Source organism: Shinella sp. S4-D37 (genome assembly GCF_040812195.1).
In the GTDB taxonomy this organism is placed as follows: domain Bacteria; phylum Pseudomonadota; class Alphaproteobacteria; order Rhizobiales; family Rhizobiaceae; genus Shinella.
The window spans coordinates 1816477-1833003 of record NZ_JBFNXL010000005.1 but is presented as its reverse complement, the minus strand read 5'-3'; the positions used below and the strand labels follow the sequence as shown (position 1 = coordinate 1833003).

The 16527-nt window shown below is 65.6% G+C and carries 13 protein-coding genes; 6 read left to right on the top strand and 7 right to left on the bottom strand.

All coding sequences use genetic code 11. The annotated features are described in order from the left end of the window. Window positions 1–279: 279 nt before the first annotated feature. Entirely contained in the window at window positions 280–909 is a 630-nt protein-coding gene (locus AB3G45_RS16325; protein ID WP_367831573.1) for an invasion associated locus B family protein, read from the top strand. Between the two features lie 54 nt (window positions 910–963). On the opposite strand, the gene hspQ is transcribed toward AB3G45_RS16325, so the two are convergent. Next, window positions 964–1296 (bottom strand): heat shock protein HspQ, encoded by a 333-nt coding sequence (hspQ, locus tag AB3G45_RS16320; protein WP_367831572.1) that lies wholly within the window; start codon window positions 1294–1296, stop codon window positions 964–966. Window positions 1297–1449: 153 nt separating this feature from the next. Here hspQ and AB3G45_RS16315 point away from each other — a divergent pair, with 153 nt between their 5' ends. Together AB3G45_RS16315 and AB3G45_RS16310 are read left to right on the top strand one after the other, a co-directional pair. After that, complete coding sequence (locus AB3G45_RS16315; RefSeq protein ID WP_367831571.1) at window positions 1450–2493, top strand: hypothetical protein; 1044 nt, start codon at window positions 1450–1452, stop codon at window positions 2491–2493. Window positions 2494–2531: 38 nt separating this feature from the next. Next, complete coding sequence (locus AB3G45_RS16310; RefSeq protein ID WP_367831570.1) at window positions 2532–3563, top strand: TAXI family TRAP transporter solute-binding subunit; 1032 nt, start codon at window positions 2532–2534, stop codon at window positions 3561–3563. 245 nt (window positions 3564–3808) lie between these two features. Here AB3G45_RS16310 and glnA read toward each other — a convergent pair whose 3' ends face one another. Then, window positions 3809–5218, bottom strand: coding sequence for a type I glutamate--ammonia ligase (gene glnA / locus AB3G45_RS16305; RefSeq protein WP_367831569.1), 1410 nt, complete (start codon window positions 5216–5218; stop codon window positions 3809–3811). A 60-nt stretch (window positions 5219–5278) separates the two neighbouring features. Further along, the gene (locus AB3G45_RS16300; RefSeq protein WP_003515720.1) at window positions 5279–5617 is read right to left on the bottom strand and encodes a P-II family nitrogen regulator; all 339 of its coding nucleotides are present in this window, start codon (window positions 5615–5617) and stop codon (window positions 5279–5281) included. A gap of 365 nt (window positions 5618–5982) precedes the next feature. Between AB3G45_RS16300 and AB3G45_RS16295 the strand changes: the two genes are divergently transcribed. Next, complete coding sequence (locus tag AB3G45_RS16295) at window positions 5983–7467, top strand: NAD(P)H-hydrate dehydratase (protein WP_367831568.1); 1485 nt, start codon at window positions 5983–5985, stop codon at window positions 7465–7467. Window positions 7468–7577: 110 nt separating this feature from the next. Here AB3G45_RS16295 and AB3G45_RS16290 read toward each other — a convergent pair whose 3' ends face one another. The 3 genes from AB3G45_RS16290 to uvrA are packed head-to-tail and all read right to left on the bottom strand — an operon-like array spanning window position 7578 to window position 11963. Next, window positions 7578–8381, bottom strand: coding sequence for a DUF72 domain-containing protein (locus AB3G45_RS16290; protein WP_367831567.1), 804 nt, complete (start codon window positions 8379–8381; stop codon window positions 7578–7580). A gap of 35 nt (window positions 8382–8416) precedes the next feature. Beyond that, the gene (locus tag AB3G45_RS16285) at window positions 8417–9040 is read right to left on the bottom strand and encodes a glutathione S-transferase family protein (protein ID WP_367831566.1); all 624 of its coding nucleotides are present in this window, start codon (window positions 9038–9040) and stop codon (window positions 8417–8419) included. A 4-nt stretch (window positions 9041–9044) separates the two neighbouring features. Next, entirely contained in the window at window positions 9045–11963 is a 2919-nt protein-coding gene (gene uvrA / locus AB3G45_RS16280; RefSeq protein WP_367831565.1) for an excinuclease ABC subunit UvrA, read from the bottom strand. A gap of 291 nt (window positions 11964–12254) precedes the next feature. On the opposite strand from uvrA, the gene AB3G45_RS16275 reads away from it, so the two are divergent. Next, window positions 12255–12770 (top strand): single-stranded DNA-binding protein, encoded by a 516-nt coding sequence (locus tag AB3G45_RS16275; protein ID WP_367831564.1) that lies wholly within the window; start codon window positions 12255–12257, stop codon window positions 12768–12770. A 94-nt stretch (window positions 12771–12864) separates the two neighbouring features. Here AB3G45_RS16275 and AB3G45_RS16270 read toward each other — a convergent pair whose 3' ends face one another. Next, on the bottom strand, window positions 12865–13494 hold the full coding sequence (locus AB3G45_RS16270; RefSeq protein WP_367831563.1) for a MarC family protein: 630 nt from the start codon (window positions 13492–13494) through the stop codon (window positions 12865–12867). Between the two features lie 242 nt (window positions 13495–13736). On the opposite strand from AB3G45_RS16270, the gene gyrA reads away from it, so the two are divergent. Continuing rightward, window positions 13737–16520 carry a DNA gyrase subunit A gene (gyrA, locus tag AB3G45_RS16265; RefSeq protein WP_367831562.1) on the top strand — a complete coding sequence of 928 codons (2784 nt, stop codon included), beginning with the start codon at window positions 13737–13739 and terminating at the stop codon, window positions 16518–16520. The last annotated feature ends 7 nt before the right edge of the window (window positions 16521–16527 follow it).

Genomic DNA, 16527 nt, shown 5'->3' with positions numbered 1-16527 from the left:
GCAACGGGGTCTCCTTGTGGGGTCCGGATGATTCTCGTCCATTATACGCGCTCGGAACGGGACGGCAGCGTGGCGGGCCGGCGAAATCGAATGTGCGCGGGAATTTCGTCAAGAAAGGCTGGATATGCGGCGCGGCCCATTGTAACAGGGTTCCCCGAAGCGGGTCATGCAAATGCCTCATTTCGCCGACAGGAGAGCGCACGGCTGACCAAATCGCCCGAAAGGGACCCAAGGGGCGCTGTCGCTCCGGCACCGGATTTTCAGGAGACCGAAATCGTCATGATCTTCACATCGCACCTCATCAAGCGGACCGTGCTTTCCGCCTTCGCTGCTTCCGTTGCCCTGGCGGCCGCTCCTTCCGCCTCGCTGGCACAGCAGCAGTCGGCGCTGCCGCCGAAGGGCTGGTTCAAGGTCTGCACCAAGCAGGAAGACAACGACGTCTGCATCGTGCAGAACCTGCTGGCGGCCAACAGCGGCCAGCTCATCACCGCGGTCGGCCTCATCACCGTTTCCGGCAAGACGAACCGCAAGATCATGCAGGTCTCCGTGCCGAGCGCCCGCCTGATCCCGCCGGGCGTCCAGATGCAGATCGACGGCGGCAAGGCCCAGAAGCTCGACTACGCCATCTGCATGCCCGACAAGTGCGTCGCCGAAGTGCCGCTGACCGACCAGATGATCGGCAGCCTCAAGAAGGGCGGCGAACTCGTGCTCACCTCGGTCAACTTCCAGCGCGCGCCGAACCCGATCAAGATCTCGCTCGAAGGCTTCACCGGCGTCTTCGACGGCGAGCCGATCGAACAGTCGCAGCTCGAAGAGCGCCAGCGCCTGCTGCAGGAAGAAATGCAGAAGAAGGCGGAAGAAGCCCGCAAGAAGCTCGAAGAGGCCCAGAAGGCCGCCAAGAGCCAGTAAGCGCTTCGCAAGACTACGAAAAACCCGGCCATAGGCCGGGTTTTTTGTTGGCGGCTAGTGGAAGATGCCGCTCTGTTCCTTCCAGCGGTAGTGGCCCTGCTCCACGTCCATCAGGGCGCGCACCTGCGGATGGCGGATCGGCTGGCCGCTTTCGTCGGGTACGAGGTTCTGCTCGGAGACGTAGGCGACGTATTCCGTATCCTCGTTCTCTGCGAAGAGATGATAGAACGGCTGGTCCTTCGACGGCCGGATTTCGGCGGGAATGGCGTTCCACCATTCCTCCGTGTTGGCGAATTCCGGATCGACATCGAAGACCACGCCACGGAAGGGGAACACCCGGTGGCGGACGATGTCGCCAATGGCAAATTTTGCGTTACGCATTTTCATGGCGTACCTACCTTTCCACTTATATTTGGGTAAATACGCCGAAACATCAATAGTTCGGCGGTCTCGCACGTCTTTATCAGGGCAGGTGGCGCGCTTGCGCCACGGGTGGTTTCGGCGTACCTCGAAAGGGGCGTTTCAGCTGGGTCGGATGGCATGAACAATCAATGGGGCAGGAGCGGCGGCGGACCGTCGGCAGGCAGCGGCATGGGGGGCATCCTGTTCGCCTCCGTGGTCTGCCTGGCGCTCGGCGCGGCCGGCGGCTATGGCGCCTTCCGCCTGATGGACGACGCAATCCCGCAAAGCGAACTCGATACGCGCGACAAGCGCATCGCCGACCTTGCGCGCGAACTCGACGCCCGCGCCGCGCAGGTCGCGGAGAACAGCGGCAACACGCAGGCGCTCGTCGCGGAGAACGACGCGCTCAAGCGCCAGCTCGACGCCTTGCGCAAGGATGCGGGCGCGTCGGATCCGGACGTCGCGGCGATCGCCGCCGAACGCGCGAAGCTTGCGCAGGAGATCGTGCCCGCGCTGGAAGACAAGCTCCAGCTGCTCGGCCAGCGCGTCGCGGATGCCGAGGCGGGGCGGAAGACGGCCGAGGAGGCCGTCAAGGACCGCGAGCGCAAGCTCTCGCTCCAGGCCGACAGGCTCGCCGGCCTCGAAAAGACCTGCACGCAGCAGGCCACCGCGCGTGGCGCGGAGGCCGAGGGCCTGAAGGCCGAGGCCGCAGGCCTCCGCGCGGAACTCGACAAGGCGCGTAAAGCCGAGGAAACGCTGCGCACGAAGGACCTGCCGGCGCTCGAGGACGAGATCGGCCGCAAGGACAAGGAGATCGCCGCCCTCGGCGAGCGGACCAAGGCGCTGACGGGGCAGGTCGAGGCGCTGGAAGCGGCAAGCTGCATGGCGCTGCCGAAGGAGCCGAACGACAACGGCAGGAAGACGGTGCCGGAAAAGAAGGTGACCGGCGATGCCGCCCGGGACGTCGCCATCCAGCCTCTCGATCCGCGCAACGGCGCGCGCGTGGCCGAGGCGATGCGGGAGACCCCCGGCCTCGATACCCTCACCAGCGTGCAGCGCGACCAGCTCGAACGCTCGCTTGCGGCGGGCGAATGCGTGACCAGCGCGCTCGGCGGCGTCTTCCGGCGCGTTCCGGTCCTCGCGCTGCGAAACCTGATGCGCGACCTCGACAGCGACTGCTGAGCCGTAACCGTGAACCCGTCCTCTAAGGGAGACCAGGAATGAAGCGATCTGTTCTTTTGGCCGCGCTCGGCCTGGCGCTTTCAGGCGCAGGCGCTTTCGCCGCGGATTTCGAGCGCAACATCATGACGGGAGGCCCGCAGGGCACCTATATCAAGATCGGCCGCGACATTGCCGCGCTCGGCGCCGAATGCGGCCAGACGCTCAATGTCTTGGAAAGCGCCGGCTCGCTCGAAAACTTCGTCGGCGTGCGCAACCGGCGCAACACCCAGTTCGGCATCGTGCAGAGCGACGTGCTCGAATACCTGAAGACCTTCGAGAAGAACGACCCCGAGGTGCAGAAGGCGGTCAAGGGCGTGCGCATCATGTTCCCGCTCTACAACGAGGAGATCCACGTCCTCGCCCGCACCGACATTGCGGGCCTGAAGGACCTCGCGGGCAAGAAGGTGGCGGTCGGCAAGAAGGATTCGGGCACTTTCCTCACCGCCACGCTCATCATGGACATCCTGCAGGTCAAGGCCGGCGCGCGGCTGGACATCAACCCGGACGAGGCGCTGCCGAAGCTTCTCTCCGGCGAGATCGACGCCTTCTTCTACGTCGCCGGCGCGCCGGCCTCGCTCTTCACCGGCAACGCGATCGACAAGGCGAAATTCCACCTCGTGCCGATCACCGAGGCGCCGCTGCTGGCCACCTATACGCCCTCGCGCATCGAGCCTGGCACCTATTCCTTCCAGGACGAGCCGGTCGACCTCATCGCCGTCAAGGCCGTGATGATGACCTACGACTACGACATCAAGCGCAACGCCTACCATCGCGACAGCTGCAAGACGGTGGCGGACTTCTCCAACCTCATCGTCACCGGCCTCGACAAGCTGAAGGCGACGGGCCACCCGAAATGGAAGACGGTGGACCTCACCGCGCTGCCGCCCGGCTGGAAGGTCGGCGTCTGCGTGAAGGCCGGCATGGCGCTCGACTACAAGCCCGCCTGCAAGGCGCCCGCCGCCGCCTCCCGTGCCGCCGACGACAGCAACGAGGAATATCTCAACCTGCTCAAGCAGCGGCTCCAGCCGTAGACGAATATTCTTCGCTTCCGGCATCCGACGCGGCTTGGATCCTCGGGTCAAGCCCGAGGATGACGGGGAGGAGAGGTTGGCCGCCTATCGAACGGTGCGGCATAGGGCATGTCCGCTTGTTTTGCTCGGCATCCCTTCCTGCGTCATCCTCGGGCTTGACCCGAGGATCCACGTCCCACCCGAAACCTTCCGACAAACAAAAAACCCGGCCTGAGGCCGGGTTCTTCGTTTGAAACCGCCGCCGCTCAGGCGGAGTAGTACATGTCGAACTCGACCGGGTGCGGGGTCATTTCGAAACGCATGACTTCCACCATCTTCAGTTCGAGGTAGGAATCGATCTGGTCGTCGTCGAACACGCCGCCGGCGGTCAGGAACTTGCGGTCCTTGTCGAGGCTTTCCAGCGCTTCGCGCAGCGAGGCGCAGACGGTCGGGATCTTCTTCAGTTCCTTCGGCGGCAGGTCGTAGAGATCCTTGTCCATGGCCTTGCCGGGATGGATCTTGTTCTTGATGCCGTCGAGGCCGGCCATCAGCATGGCGGCGAAGCCGAGATAGGGGTTGCCGAGCGGGTCGGGGAAGCGGATCTCGACGCGCTTGGACTTCGGACCCGTGCCGAACGGGATGCGGCAGGAGGCCGAGCGGTTGCGGGCCGAGTAGGCGAGCAGGACCGGCGCCTCATAGCCCGGGACGAGACGCTTGTAGGAGTTCGTCGTCGGGTTGGTGAAGGCGTTGATCGCCTTGGCGTGCTTGATGATGCCGCCGATGAAGTAGAGGCACGATTCCGACAGGCCGGCATATTCGTCGCCGGCGAACTGCGGCTTGGAATCCTTCCAGATCGACAGATGGACGTGCATGCCCGAGCCGTTGTCGCCGAAGATCGGCTTCGGCATGAAGGTGGCCGTCTTGCCGTAGGCATTGGCGACCTGGTGCACGACGTACTTGTAGATCTGCACCTTGTCGGCGCTGCGCACCAGCGTGTCGAACTTGACGCCGAGCTCGTGCTGGGCGGCGGCCACTTCATGGTGCTGCTTCTCGACGGTGACGCCCATCTCGGTGAGGACCGTCAGCATTTCCGAGCGCATGTCCTGGCAGCTGTCGACCGGCGGAACCGGGAAGTAGCCGCCCTTGACGCGCGGGCGATGGCCGAGGTTGCCGGTCTCGTAGTCGGTGTCGTCGTTCGACGGCAGCTCCGAGCTGTCCAGCTTGAAGCCGGTATTGTATGGGTCGGCCTTGTACTTGACGTCGTCGAAGACGAAGAATTCCGGTTCCGGGCCGGCATAGACCGTGTCGCCGATGCCCGAGGCCTTGAGATAGGCTTCCGCCTTCTTGGCCGTGCCGCGCGGGTCGCGGTTGTAGCTCTCGCCCGAGACCGGGTCGAGGATGTCGCACATGACGACCATGGTGGACTGCGCGAAGAACGGGTCCATGTGCACGGTGGCCGGATCGGGCATCAGCACCATGTCGGACTCGTTGATCGCCTTCCAGCCGCCGATCGAGGAACCGTCGAACATGACGCCGTCGGCGAACATGTCTTCGTCGACGCAACCGACGTCCATCGTGACGTGATGCATCTTGCCGCGCGGGTCGGTGAAGCGCAGGTCGACGAACTTGACGTCGTTTTCCTTGATCTGCTTGAGGATTTCATTGGCAGTCGTCATTGTATGGGGTCCCTGTGTGAGATGACGAGATGGAAGCCGCGGCCGGATGGCCGGGCGGGATTAGATGGCGTCGACGCCGGTTTCGCCGGTGCGGATGCGAATGACTTCCTCGACGTTGGAGACAAAGATCTTGCCATCGCCTATGCGGCCCGTCTGGGCCGCGTTGCGGATCGCCTCGATGACGGCCTCCGCATTTTCGTCCGCCAGAACGACCTCGACCTTCACCTTGGGCAGAAAGTCGACGACGTATTCGGCGCCACGGTAAAGCTCCGTGTGACCCTTTTGGCGTCCAAAGCCCTTCGCCTCGGTGACGGTGATGCCCTGCAGGCCGACTTCCTGGAGGGCTTCCTTCACTTCGTCGAGCTTGAAGGGCTTGATGATCGCTTCGATCTTTTTCATGAGGAAATGTCTCTCCGCTTCTTGCGTTTGCGCCCGTTTTGCGCGCGCTGCCTACCCAAATGCATGTATCATGCCAACTTGAAGCAGGATGCCTGTCGTCGCGGATGAAATCCGCTTCTCCGGCGATCCTGCCCGTCCTCACGCGGCGGATGATGCGGCTTTCCGGGCAAAAGGGCCAGCGGAATTTGCCTAAAAAATGTCACTTTCAACGCCGGGCGGCGGCCGCGCGCGGCGGGGTCGGCGGAATTGCCGCCTAAAGCTGCAAATTTGAGCATATCGAATATGCAGATGCTTAAAAAACGGGCTTTGCGCCGGATCGATCCCCGGGCTTGTCTGCGCCATCGCTTTGCGCGCATGGTGTCGGCATGCACAAGGACCTCGACACACTCATCGTCACGCCCGAGGAGATGGGCCGGATCGACCGCGCCGCCGCCCTTAACCTTTCGAGCTGCGGCCTGATGGAGCGGGCGGGACAGGCGGTCGCCGCCGCCGCGCTGCGCCGCTTTCCCGGCGCGCTGCGCTTTGCCGTGCTGTGCGGCCCCGGCAACAATGGCGGCGACGGCTATGTCGCCGCCCGCGCCCTGCAGGCGGCGGGGGCTGTGGTCGCGGTCCATGCGCTGGGGGACACCGGGGCGCTGACGGGGGATGCCGCGACCGCCTTCGCCCGGTTTTCCGGCGCCGTCGCGCCGCTTGCCGCCTACGTGCCCCGGCCGGGCGACGTCGTCGTCGACGCGCTGTTCGGCGCGGGCCTGTCGCGCGACGTGCCGCCGGCCGTTGCCGACCTCATCGAGACGGTGTGCCGCAAGGCGATCCTGCCCGTGCTGGCCGTGGACCTGCCGTCCGGCGTCGACGGGCGGACCGGGCAGGTGCGGGGCGCGGCCTTCGAGGCCGCCGCGACCGTCACCTTCATGTGCCGCAAGCCCGGCCACCTGCTGCTGCCCGGCCGCAGCCTGGCGGGCGATCTCGAAGTCTTCGACATCGGCATCCCCGCGCGCCTGCTCGCCCGCCATGCGGATCACATGCGGGTGAACGTACCGGCGATCTGGCGCCTCGCGCTGCCCGCGCCGGACGGCGGGACCCACAAATACGGGCGCGGACACCTTGCCGTCTTCTCCGGCCCGGCGGCGGCGACGGGCGCCGCGCGCCTCTCCGCCGATGCCGGCCTTCGCGCCGGCGCCGGCCTCGTCACGCTGCTCTCGCCGCGCGAAGCGCTTTCCACCAATGCCGCGCACCTGACCGCGGCGATGCTGAAGCCCGTCGACGGCGGCGCCGACCTTTCGGCCCTGCTGGAGGATCGGCGGATGGAGACCTTCGTGCTCGGCCCCGGCTTCGGCGACGGCAGGCGGGCGAGGGACTATGTGCGGCTGCTGGCCGAGAGCGGCCGCCGCCTCGTGCTCGATGCCGACGGCATCAGCGCCTTCCGCGACGATCCCGCCGCGCTCTTCCTGCAGTTTTCCGAGGGAAGCCCCCGGCTGGTGCTGACGCCGCATGACGGCGAATTCGCCCGTCTCTTCCCGGATCTTGCGGCGGACGAAACCCTGTCGAAGATCGACCGCGCCCGCGAGGCGGCCGCGCGAAGCAACGGCATCCTGATCCTCAAGGGCGCCGATACGGCGATCGCCGCGCCGGACGGCCGGGTCCTCGTCAACGCGAACGCGCCGCCCTGGCTCGCGACGGCCGGCTCGGGCGACGTGCTCGCCGGCATCGTCGGCGCCCATCTCGCCCAGGGCATGCCCGCCTTCGAAGCCGCCGCCAGCGCCGTCTGGCGCCACGGCGAGGCGGGCCGGATCGCCGGCGAGGGCCTGACGGCGGAGGATCTGCCGGGCGCCGTTCCGCCCTTGCCGCGCTAGAGCATTTCCAGTCGAAGCGAGGTCGCTTCGACGTCGGATAATGCGGTAAAAACAAGAATCTAGAGCATTTCCGGTGAACCGGAGTTCGCCGGAAATGCTCTAGGTCGGCCTCAGCCGGCGCGCCGCTGCAATTCGCGCGCGCCGTTCGGCGCGTTCACCTTGCCCGAGGTGATGAAGAAGGCGAAGACATCGCGCGGCCTTTTCGCCGGCTTGCTGTCCGGGTCGATCTTCGGCAGGTCCTCCGGTTCTCCGCCGCCGGCCCAGTCCTTGAGCCGCGTCGCCCATTCGCCGAGGGCCTTTTCCGGATAGCAGGTCTTGATGTCGTCGGAGCCCTTCTGCAGGCGGGCATAGACGAAATCGGCCGTCACGTCGGCGATCTCGGGATAGTCCTCGTGCTGCGCATAGACGATCGCCATGTTGTATTTGCGGACAAGCGCTGCGAAGTCGGGCGTCATGAACGTCTCGTTGCGCACTTCCAGCGCATGCTTCAGGGGCAGGCCGTCTAGCTTTTCCGGCAGGAGCTTCAAAAAACCCTCGAAATCCTCCGGCTCGAATTTCTTCGTCGGCGGGAACTGCCAGAGGATGGGGCCGAGGCGGTCGCCAAGCTCGGTGAGGCCCTGCGTCAGGAATTTCTGAACCGACTCGCCGCCCTCGGCCAGGACCTTGCGGTTGGTCGTGAAGCGGCTCGCCTTCAGCGAGAAGATGAAGCCGTCCGGCACCTCGGCCGCCCATTTGGCGAAGGTCTCCGGCTTCTGCGAGCCGTAATAGGTGCCGTTCACCTCGATGGCTGTCAGTTCGCGGCTGGCGAATTCCAGTTGCCGCTTCTTCGGCAGCTTCTCCGGGTAGAACGTGCCTTCCCAGGGATCGAAGGTCCAGCCGCCGATGCCGGTTCGGATGGTGCCGGATGTGCTCATGTCAGTCCTCCTCGACAGACGGATGGCGGCGCGCCTCAGGCGGGCGCGACGAAGGGCTGCGAAATCTCCAAAAACACCGGCAGCGCCTCCATGCGGGCGCAATGGGCGGCAAGCGCCGGACAGGCCGCCGGATCGACGAGACCGGGATGGGCCTCGCCGACATGCCGCAAGGCGCAGGCGACCGCGATATCCGCATGGCTGAGGCGGCCGAACCAGTAGGGTTGCGGCCGCGCGGCACGCTCGGCCTCCAGCGCGGCCAGCACGGCCGAGATCTGCGCGCGGCAGCGCTCGACGAAGAAGGCCGAGGGCGCCTCGTGCAGGTGCAATTCGTAGAACAGGCTGACGCCCTTGTCGGCAAGGCCGGTCGCGAAGGCCATCACCCTCAGCGCCTGCCGCCGCTCGGGCTCGGCCTGCGGCAGCAGGCGGCGTTCCGGCGGCACGAGGCCGTCGAGATGATCGAGGATCGACGGGCTGTCGGCCACCACGTCGCCGTCGTCCAGCACCAGCGTCGGCACGCGCATCAGCGGGTTGAGCGCCTGCACCTTGTCGCCTTCGCCGAACACCGACCAGGGCCGATGCTCGAAGGGGAGATCGTAGAGCCGCAGCGCGATGCCCACGCGGCGCACGAAGGACGAATCGTACTGGCCGATCAGGATCATGGGGCTACTCCGCCGCCACCGTCTTGATCGGCCGGCGCTCCAGCAGCTCCTTGAGGAAATGGCCGGTATAGGAGCGCTTCACCTTCACCACGTCTTCCGGCGTGCCTTCCGCGATCACCTCGCCGCCGCCGTCGCCGCCCTCGGGGCCGAAGTCGATGATCCAGTCGGCGGTCTTGATGACCTCCAGATTGTGCTCGATGACGACGACCGAATTGCCCTGGTTGACCAGTTCGTGCAGCACTTCGAGCAGCTTGGCCACGTCATGGAAGTGCAGGCCCGTCGTCGGCTCGTCGAGGATGTAGAGCGTGCGGCCGGTCGAGCGCTTCGACAGTTCCTTGGCGAGCTTGACGCGCTGCGCCTCGCCGCCCGACAGCGTGTTCGCCTGCTGGCCGACCTTGATATAGCCAAGGCCCACCTGGTTCAGCGTCGTCAGCTTGTCGCGCACCGCCGGCACGGCGGCGAAGAACTCGACGCCTTCCTCCACCGTCATGTCGAGCACGTCGGCGATCGACTTGCCCTTGAAGGTGACGTCGAGCGTTTCGCGGTTGTAGCGCTTGCCGTGGCAGACGTCGCAGGTGACGTAGACGTCGGGCAGGAAGTGCATCTCGATCTTGATGACGCCGTCGCCCTGGCAAGCCTCGCAGCGCCCGCCCTTGACGTTGAAGGAAAAGCGGCCGGGCTGGTAGCCGCGGGCTTTCGCCTCCGGAAGCCCGGCGAACCAGTCGCGGATCGGCGTGAAGGCGCCGGTATAGGTCGCCGGGTTGGAGCGCGGCGTGCGGCCGATCGGCGACTGGTCGATGTCGATGACCTTGTCGATATATTCGAAACCGTCGATCCGCTCGTGCTCGGCGGGGATTTCGCGCGCGCCCATGATGCGGCGGGCGGCCGACTTGTAGAGCGTCTCGATGAGGAAGGTCGACTTGCCGCCGCCCGAAACGCCCGTCACCGCCGTGAAGACGCCGAGCGGGATCGACGCGGTGACGTTCTTCAGATTGTTGGCCTTCGCACCGACGACCTTGATTTCCTTCTTCTTCTTCGGCTTGCGCCGTTCCGCGGGAACCGCGACGGAAAGCGCACCGGAGAGATACTGGCCGGTCAGCGAGGCCGGGTTGGCGATGACCTCGCCGGGCGTGCCCTGCGCGATCACCTCGCCGCCGTGGATGCCCGCGGCCGGACCGATATCGACCACGTAGTCCGCCGTCAGGATCGCGTCCTCGTCATGCTCCACGACGATCACCGTGTTGCCGATGTCGCGCAGGTGCCGCAGCGTGTCGAGCAGGCGCGCATTGTCGCGCTGGTGCAGGCCGATCGAGGGCTCGTCCAGCACGTAGAGCACGCCCGTCAGGCCCGAGCCGATCTGCGAGGCGAGGCGGATGCGCTGGCTCTCGCCGCCCGACAGCGTGCCGGAATTGCGCGAGAGCGAAAGATATTCGAGGCCGACATCGTTGAGGAAGCGCAGGCGCTCGCGGATTTCTTTCAGGATGCGGACGGCGATCTCGTTCTGCTTGGCGTTGAGGTGGCCCGGCAGCGCCTCGAACCAGTCGCGCGCCACGCGGATCGACATGGCCGTCGCCTCGCCGATATGCAGCCTGTTGATCTTCACCGCCAGCGCCTCGGGCTTCAGGCGGAAGCCGCTGCAGGCCGGGCAGGGCGCGGCCGACATGTAGCGCTCGATTTCTTCACGCGACCATGCGCTGTCGGTCTCCTTCCAGCGCCTTTCGAGGTTCGGCACGATGCCCTCGAAGGTCTTCACCGTCTTGTAGGAGCGCGCGCCGTCCTTGTAGTTGAACTCGATCTTCTCCTTCGTGCCGTTGAGGATGGCGCCCTGCGCGGCTTCCGACAGTTCCGACCAGCGGTTGGAGAGCTTGAAGCCGTAGGCGGCGCCGAGCGCCTCCAGCGTCTGGTTGTAGTAGGGCGAGGAGGATTTGGCCCAGGGCGCGATGGCCCCGTCGCGCAGCGTGCGCTCCGCCTCGGGCACGATGAGGTCCGGGTCGATCTTCTGCTGGCTGCCGAGGCCGTCGCAGGTCGGGCAGGCGCCGAACGGGTTGTTGAACGAGAAGAGGCGCGGCTCGATCTCGGGGATGGTGAAGCCGGAGACAGGGCAGGCGAACTTTTCGGAAAACAGCACGCGCTCATGCGTGTCGTTCAGCGACTTGTTGGCCGAGCCGCCGGCCGCCGTCTCCTCGACCGGCAGCGGCTTGTCGGCGAATTCGGCGATGGCGAGGCCCTCGGCGAGCTTCAGGCAGGTCTCCAGGCTGTCGGCGAGGCGCGAGGAAAGGTCGGCCCGCACCACGACGCGGTCGACCACCACGTCGATGTCGTGCTTGTACTTCTTGTCGAGCGCGGGCACGTCGGCGATCTCGTAGAACTGGCCGTCGACCTTGACGCGCTGGAAGCCCTTCTTCATCAGCTCGGCGAGTTCCTTCCTGTACTCGCCCTTGCGGCCGCGCACGATGGGCGCGAGGATGTAGAGGCGCGTGCCTTCGCCGAAATCGATGACGCGGTCGACCATCTGGCTGACCGTCTGGCTCTCGATCGGCAGGCCCGTCGCCGGCGAATAGGGAACGCCGACGCGCGCGAAAAGCAGGCGCATGTAGTCGTAGATCTCGGTGACCGTGCCGACGGTCGAGCGCGGGTTCTTCGAGGTCGTCTTCTGCTCGATGGAGATGGCCGGCGACAGGCCGTCGATCTGGTCGACGTCCGGCTTCTGCATCATCTCCAGGAACTGCCGTGCATAGGCCGAAAGGCTCTCGACATAGCGCCGCTGGCCCTCGGCATAGATCGTGTCGAAGGCGAGCGACGACTTGCCCGAGCCCGAAAGCCCGGTCATGACGATCAGCTTGTTGCGGGGCAGGTCGAGATCGATGCCCTTGAGATTGTGTTCGCGCGCGCCGCGAATGGAAATGGTCTTGAGTTCGCTCATCGTATCCAGCGTCAAAGGTCGTTGCGCATCGGTGCGGGGTCCGGCCCCTATGTAGGGACGGGATGGGCCATGTCCATGCGCGGGTCTGAGAATTCCGTGCCCGTTTCCGATTCGGTTGACAAGAGTGTAGGGAATTATTAGAACAAAAAAAGAACGAATTTTTGCAATTGATCTGTGGATTACCGCTCATGCGGGGCGGCGCGGGCGCGCGGCAGCTTATAAGATGCCGCATTCGTGTAGTGAGATGATGCCGGGCAGCGAGCGCCCGGTGCAAAAACGGGAAATACGGGTATGGCTGGAAGCGTCAACAAGGTGATCTTGATCGGCAATGTCGGGGCGGACCCGGAAATCCGGCGCACGCAGGACGGTCGGCCGATCGCCAACCTGCGCATCGCCACGTCCGAGACCTGGCGCGACCGCAACAGCGGCGAACGCCGCGAGAAGACCGAATGGCACAATGTCGTCGTCTTCAACGAGGGCCTGTGCAAGGTCGTCGAGCAATATGTGAAGAAGGGCGCCAAGCTCTATATCGAGGGCGCGCTGCAGACCCGCAAGTGGCAGGACCAGACCGGTAACGACCGCTATTCGACGGAAGTCGTGCTGCAGGGCTTCAACTCGACGCTGACCATGCTCGACGGCCGCGGCGAAGGCGGCGGCGAGCGGCGGGGCGGCGGCGATCTCGGCGGCGGCGCGCCGAGCTACGACGACTACGGCTCGCGCCCGTCCCAGGGCGGTGGCGCCGGTGGCGGTGCAAGCCGTTCGAGCGGCTCGCTCTCGCGCGACATGGATGACGACATCCCGTTCTGATCGTTCCCCTTTGCCTTTCTCGGCATGATCCGGGCGCGGACGCGTGCAGCGATCCGCGCCCGCTTCGTTTTCGCGGACGGCGATCGCTGCGCCTTCAGAGCGCGAAAGCGGACTTCACCCCGTCCACCACAAACTGCACCGCCAGCGCCGCGAGGATGACGCCGAGCAGGCGCGTCAGGATCGCGCGGCCGGTCTTGCCGAGGAAGCGGTCGATGCGCTCGGCGATGACCAGCGACATGAACAGGATGACGAGGCAGAGCGCGATGACGCCGATGAGGGCGACGCGCTCAAGCGCCGAGGGGAAGGAGCCGGAGGTGAGGATTGTCGCGGAGATCGCGCCGGGGCCGGCGATCAGCGGCAGGGCGAGCGGGAAGACGGCGATGTTGTGGATGTGGTCGCGGGTGATCGCCACCTCGCTGGTCTTTTCCTTGCGCTCGTTGCGGCGCTCGAAGATCATCTCGAAGGCGATCCAGAACAGGAGCAGGCCGCCGGCGATGCGGAAGGCGCCGATGGAGATGCCGAGCAGCGACAGAACGCCGGAGCCCGTCAGCGCGAAGACGGCGAGGATGCAGAAGGCGATGAGCGAGCCGCGCAGCGCCACCTGCGTGCGCTGCGGGCGCGTCATGCCGACCGTGAGGCCGAGGAAGATCGGGGCGAGGCCCGGCGGATCGATGGTCACGAGCAGGGTCGTGATCGCATTGACCAGAAGATCGATGTTGAGCATGTCGGGCGTTCCCCTCGCCGTTGCGCGGCCGATTTGTCCCGGCCTTGTCCGGTTATTGTTAGGGTAGGGCGCCGTGCAAGGGAAGGGCGGCCGGACGTATGCGGCGCCACGGCCATGAAAATGCGCAAATAGGCGGATTTTACTTGGAAAAGCCTGTTCAAAACCCCCTGCGAAATTGGCGCTTCCAGCGCCGGTAGGCTATAAAATTCCCTTGTGATTCTGAACAACGATCGTGACCGAAATTGACAGAACAATCGACACCCGGCGGCAAGAACCCTCCCGGCATTGAGCCCATCTCCATCATCGAGGAAATGCAGCGGTCCTATCTCGACTACGCCATGAGCGTGATCGTGTCCCGCGCGCTGCCCGATGTACGCGACGGCCTGAAGCCCGTTCACCGGCGCATCCTCTACTCGATGAGCGAGATGGGCGTCGACTGGAACAAGAAATACGTGAAGTCGGCGCGCGTGACCGGTGACGTGATGGGTAAATACCATCCGCACGGCGACGCGGCGATCTACGACGCGCTGGCGCGCATGGCGCAGGACTGGTCGCTCCGCCTGCCGCTGATCGACGGCCAGGGCAATTTCGGCTCCATCGACGGCGACCCGCCGGCGGCCCAGCGCTACACGGAATGCCGCCTGGAAAAGGCCGCCCATTCGCTGCTCGACGACCTCGACAAGGAAACGGTCAGCTTCCGCGACAACTACGACGGCACGATGAGCGAGCCGGTCGTCGTTCCGGCGAAGTTCCCGAACCTGCTCGTCAACGGCGCGGGCGGCATCGCCGTCGGCATGGCGACGAACATTCCGCCGCACAACCTCTCCGAAGTCATCAACGGCTGCATCGCGCTGATCGACAATCCGGCAATCGAGCTGCTCGACCTGATGCAGTACATTCCCGGGCCGGACTTCCCGACCGGTGCGCTGATCCTCGGTCGCGCCGGCATCCGCCAGGCCTATGAGACAGGCCGCGGCTCCGTCATCATGCGCGGGCGCGCCCATATCGAGCCGATGCGGGGCGACCGCGAGCAGATCATCGTCACGGAAGTTCCCTTCCAGGTGAACAAGTCGTCGATGATCGAGAAGATGGCCGAACTGGTGCGCGACAAGCGCATCGAGGGCATCTCGGACCTGCGCGACGAATCCGACCGCCAGGGCTACCGCGTCGTCATCGAATTGAAGCGCGACGCCAATGCCGAGGTCATCCTCAACCAGCTTTATCGCTACACGCCGCTGCAGACCTCCTTCGGCTGCAACATGGTGGCGCTGAACGGCGGCAAGCCGGAGCAGATGACGCTGCTCGACATGCTGCGCGCCTTCGTCGCCTTCCGCGAGGAGGTCGTCAGCCGCCGCACGAAGTATCTGCTGCGCAAGGCGCGCGACCGCGCCCACGTCTTGGTCGGCCTCGCCATCGCCGTCGCCAATATCGACGAGGTGATCAACCTCATCCGCCGCGCGCCCGATCCGCAGACGGCGCGCGAGCAGTTGATGGAGCGCCGCTGGCCGGCCAAGGACGTCGATGCGCTGATCCGCCTCATCGACGACCCGCGCCACCGCATCAACGAGGACCTGACCTACAATCTTTCCGAAGAGCAGGCCCGTGCGATCCTCGAACTGCGCCTCGCCCGCCTCACGGCCCTCGGCCGCGACGAGATCGACGAGGAACTCAACAAGATCGGCGAGGAGATCAAGGACTACCTCGATATCCTCTCCTCGCGCCTGCGCATGATGAACATCGTCAAGGACGAGCTCATCGCCGTGCGCGACGAGTTCGGCACGCCGCGCCGCACCGAGATCGCCGAGGGCGGTCCCGACATGGACGACGAGGACCTGATCGCCCGCGAGGACATGGTCGTCACCGTATCGCATGCCGGCTACGTCAAGCGCGTGCCGCTCGCCACCTACCGCGCGCAGCGCCGCGGCGGCAAGGGCCGTTCGGGCATGGCCATGAAGGACGAGGATTTCGCCACCCGCCTCTTCGTCGCCAACACGCACACGCCCGTCCTGTTCTTCTCCTCGCGCGGCATCGTCTACAAGGAAAAGGTCTGGCGCCTGCCGATCGGCACGCCGCAGTCCAAGGGCAAGGCGCTGATCAACATGCTGCCGCTGAACCCCGGCGAGCGCATCACCACCATCATGCCGCTGCCCGAGGACGAGACGACGTGGGAAAACCTCGACGTCATGTTCTCGACGACCCGCGGCACGGTGCGCCGCAACAAGCTCTCCGACTTCGTCCAGGTCAACCGCAACGGCAAGATCGCGATGAAGCTGGAGGAAGAGGGCGACGAGATCCTCAATGTCGAGACCTGCACGGAGCATGACGACGTGCTGCTGACGACGGCGCTCGGCCAGTGCATCCGCTTCCCGGTCGACGACGTGCGTGTCTTCGCCGGCCGCAACTCGGTCGGCGTGCGCGGCATCTCGCTTGGCAGCGGCGACCGCATCATCTCGATGACGATCGTCAGCCATGTCGCGGCCGAGCCCTGGGAGCGCGCCGCCTATCTGAAGCGCTCCGCCGCCGAACGCCGCGCCAGCGGCGTCGACGAGGAGGATATCGCGCTGGTCGGCGAGGAGGTCGGCGAAGTCGGCGATCTCACGGACGAGCGCTACCAGGAACTCAGGGCGCGCGAACAGTTCGTCCTCACCGTCTCGCAGAAGGGTTTTGGCAAGCGGTCGTCGTCCTACGATTTCCGCACCTCCGGCCGCGGCGGCAAGGGCATCCGCGCCACCGACACCTCGAAGACCAGCGAGATCGGCGAACTCGTCGCCGCCTTCCCGGTCGAGGAGAAGGACCAGCTGATGCTCGTCTCCGACGGCGGCCAGTTGATCCGCGTGCCGGTCGACGGTATCCGCGTCGCCAGCCGCGCCACGAAGGGCGTCACCATCTTCTCCACGGCAAAGGACGAGAAGGTCGTCTCGGTCGAGCGCATCAGCGAGCCGGAAGGCGACGATGACGAGACGGACGGGATCGCCATGGAAGGCGATGTCGACTCCGCCGAGGGAACGCCTCCTGCCGAGGAATAAGGCCTCT

Excerpts from the sequence above, each read along its gene's own strand:
- AB3G45_RS16270 (WP_367831563.1), bottom strand. The coding sequence starts at position 13,494 with ATGCTCAACATCGATCTTCTGGTCAATGCGATCACGACCCTGCTCGTG.
- uvrA (WP_367831565.1), bottom strand. The coding sequence starts at position 11,963 with ATGAGCGAACTCAAGACCATTTCCATTCGCGGCGCGCGCGAACACAAT.
- AB3G45_RS16300 (WP_003515720.1), bottom strand. The coding sequence starts at position 5,617 with ATGAAAAAGATCGAAGCGATCATCAAGCCCTTCAAGCTCGACGAAGTG.
- AB3G45_RS16275 (WP_367831564.1), top strand. The coding sequence starts at position 12,255 with ATGGCTGGAAGCGTCAACAAGGTGATCTTGATCGGCAATGTCGGGGCG.
- hspQ (WP_367831572.1), bottom strand. The coding sequence starts at position 1,296 with ATGAAAATGCGTAACGCAAAATTTGCCATTGGCGACATCGTCCGCCAC.
- glnA (WP_367831569.1), bottom strand. The coding sequence starts at position 5,218 with ATGACGACTGCCAATGAAATCCTCAAGCAGATCAAGGAAAACGACGTC.
- AB3G45_RS16325 (WP_367831573.1), top strand. The coding sequence starts at position 280 with ATGATCTTCACATCGCACCTCATCAAGCGGACCGTGCTTTCCGCCTTC.
- AB3G45_RS16285 (WP_367831566.1), bottom strand. The coding sequence starts at position 9,040 with ATGATCCTGATCGGCCAGTACGATTCGTCCTTCGTGCGCCGCGTGGGC.
- AB3G45_RS16315 (WP_367831571.1), top strand. The coding sequence starts at position 1,450 with ATGAACAATCAATGGGGCAGGAGCGGCGGCGGACCGTCGGCAGGCAGC.
- AB3G45_RS16290 (WP_367831567.1), bottom strand. The coding sequence starts at position 8,381 with ATGAGCACATCCGGCACCATCCGAACCGGCATCGGCGGCTGGACCTTC.
- AB3G45_RS16310 (WP_367831570.1), top strand. The coding sequence starts at position 2,532 with ATGAAGCGATCTGTTCTTTTGGCCGCGCTCGGCCTGGCGCTTTCAGGC.
- AB3G45_RS16295 (WP_367831568.1), top strand. The coding sequence starts at position 5,983 with ATGCACAAGGACCTCGACACACTCATCGTCACGCCCGAGGAGATGGGC.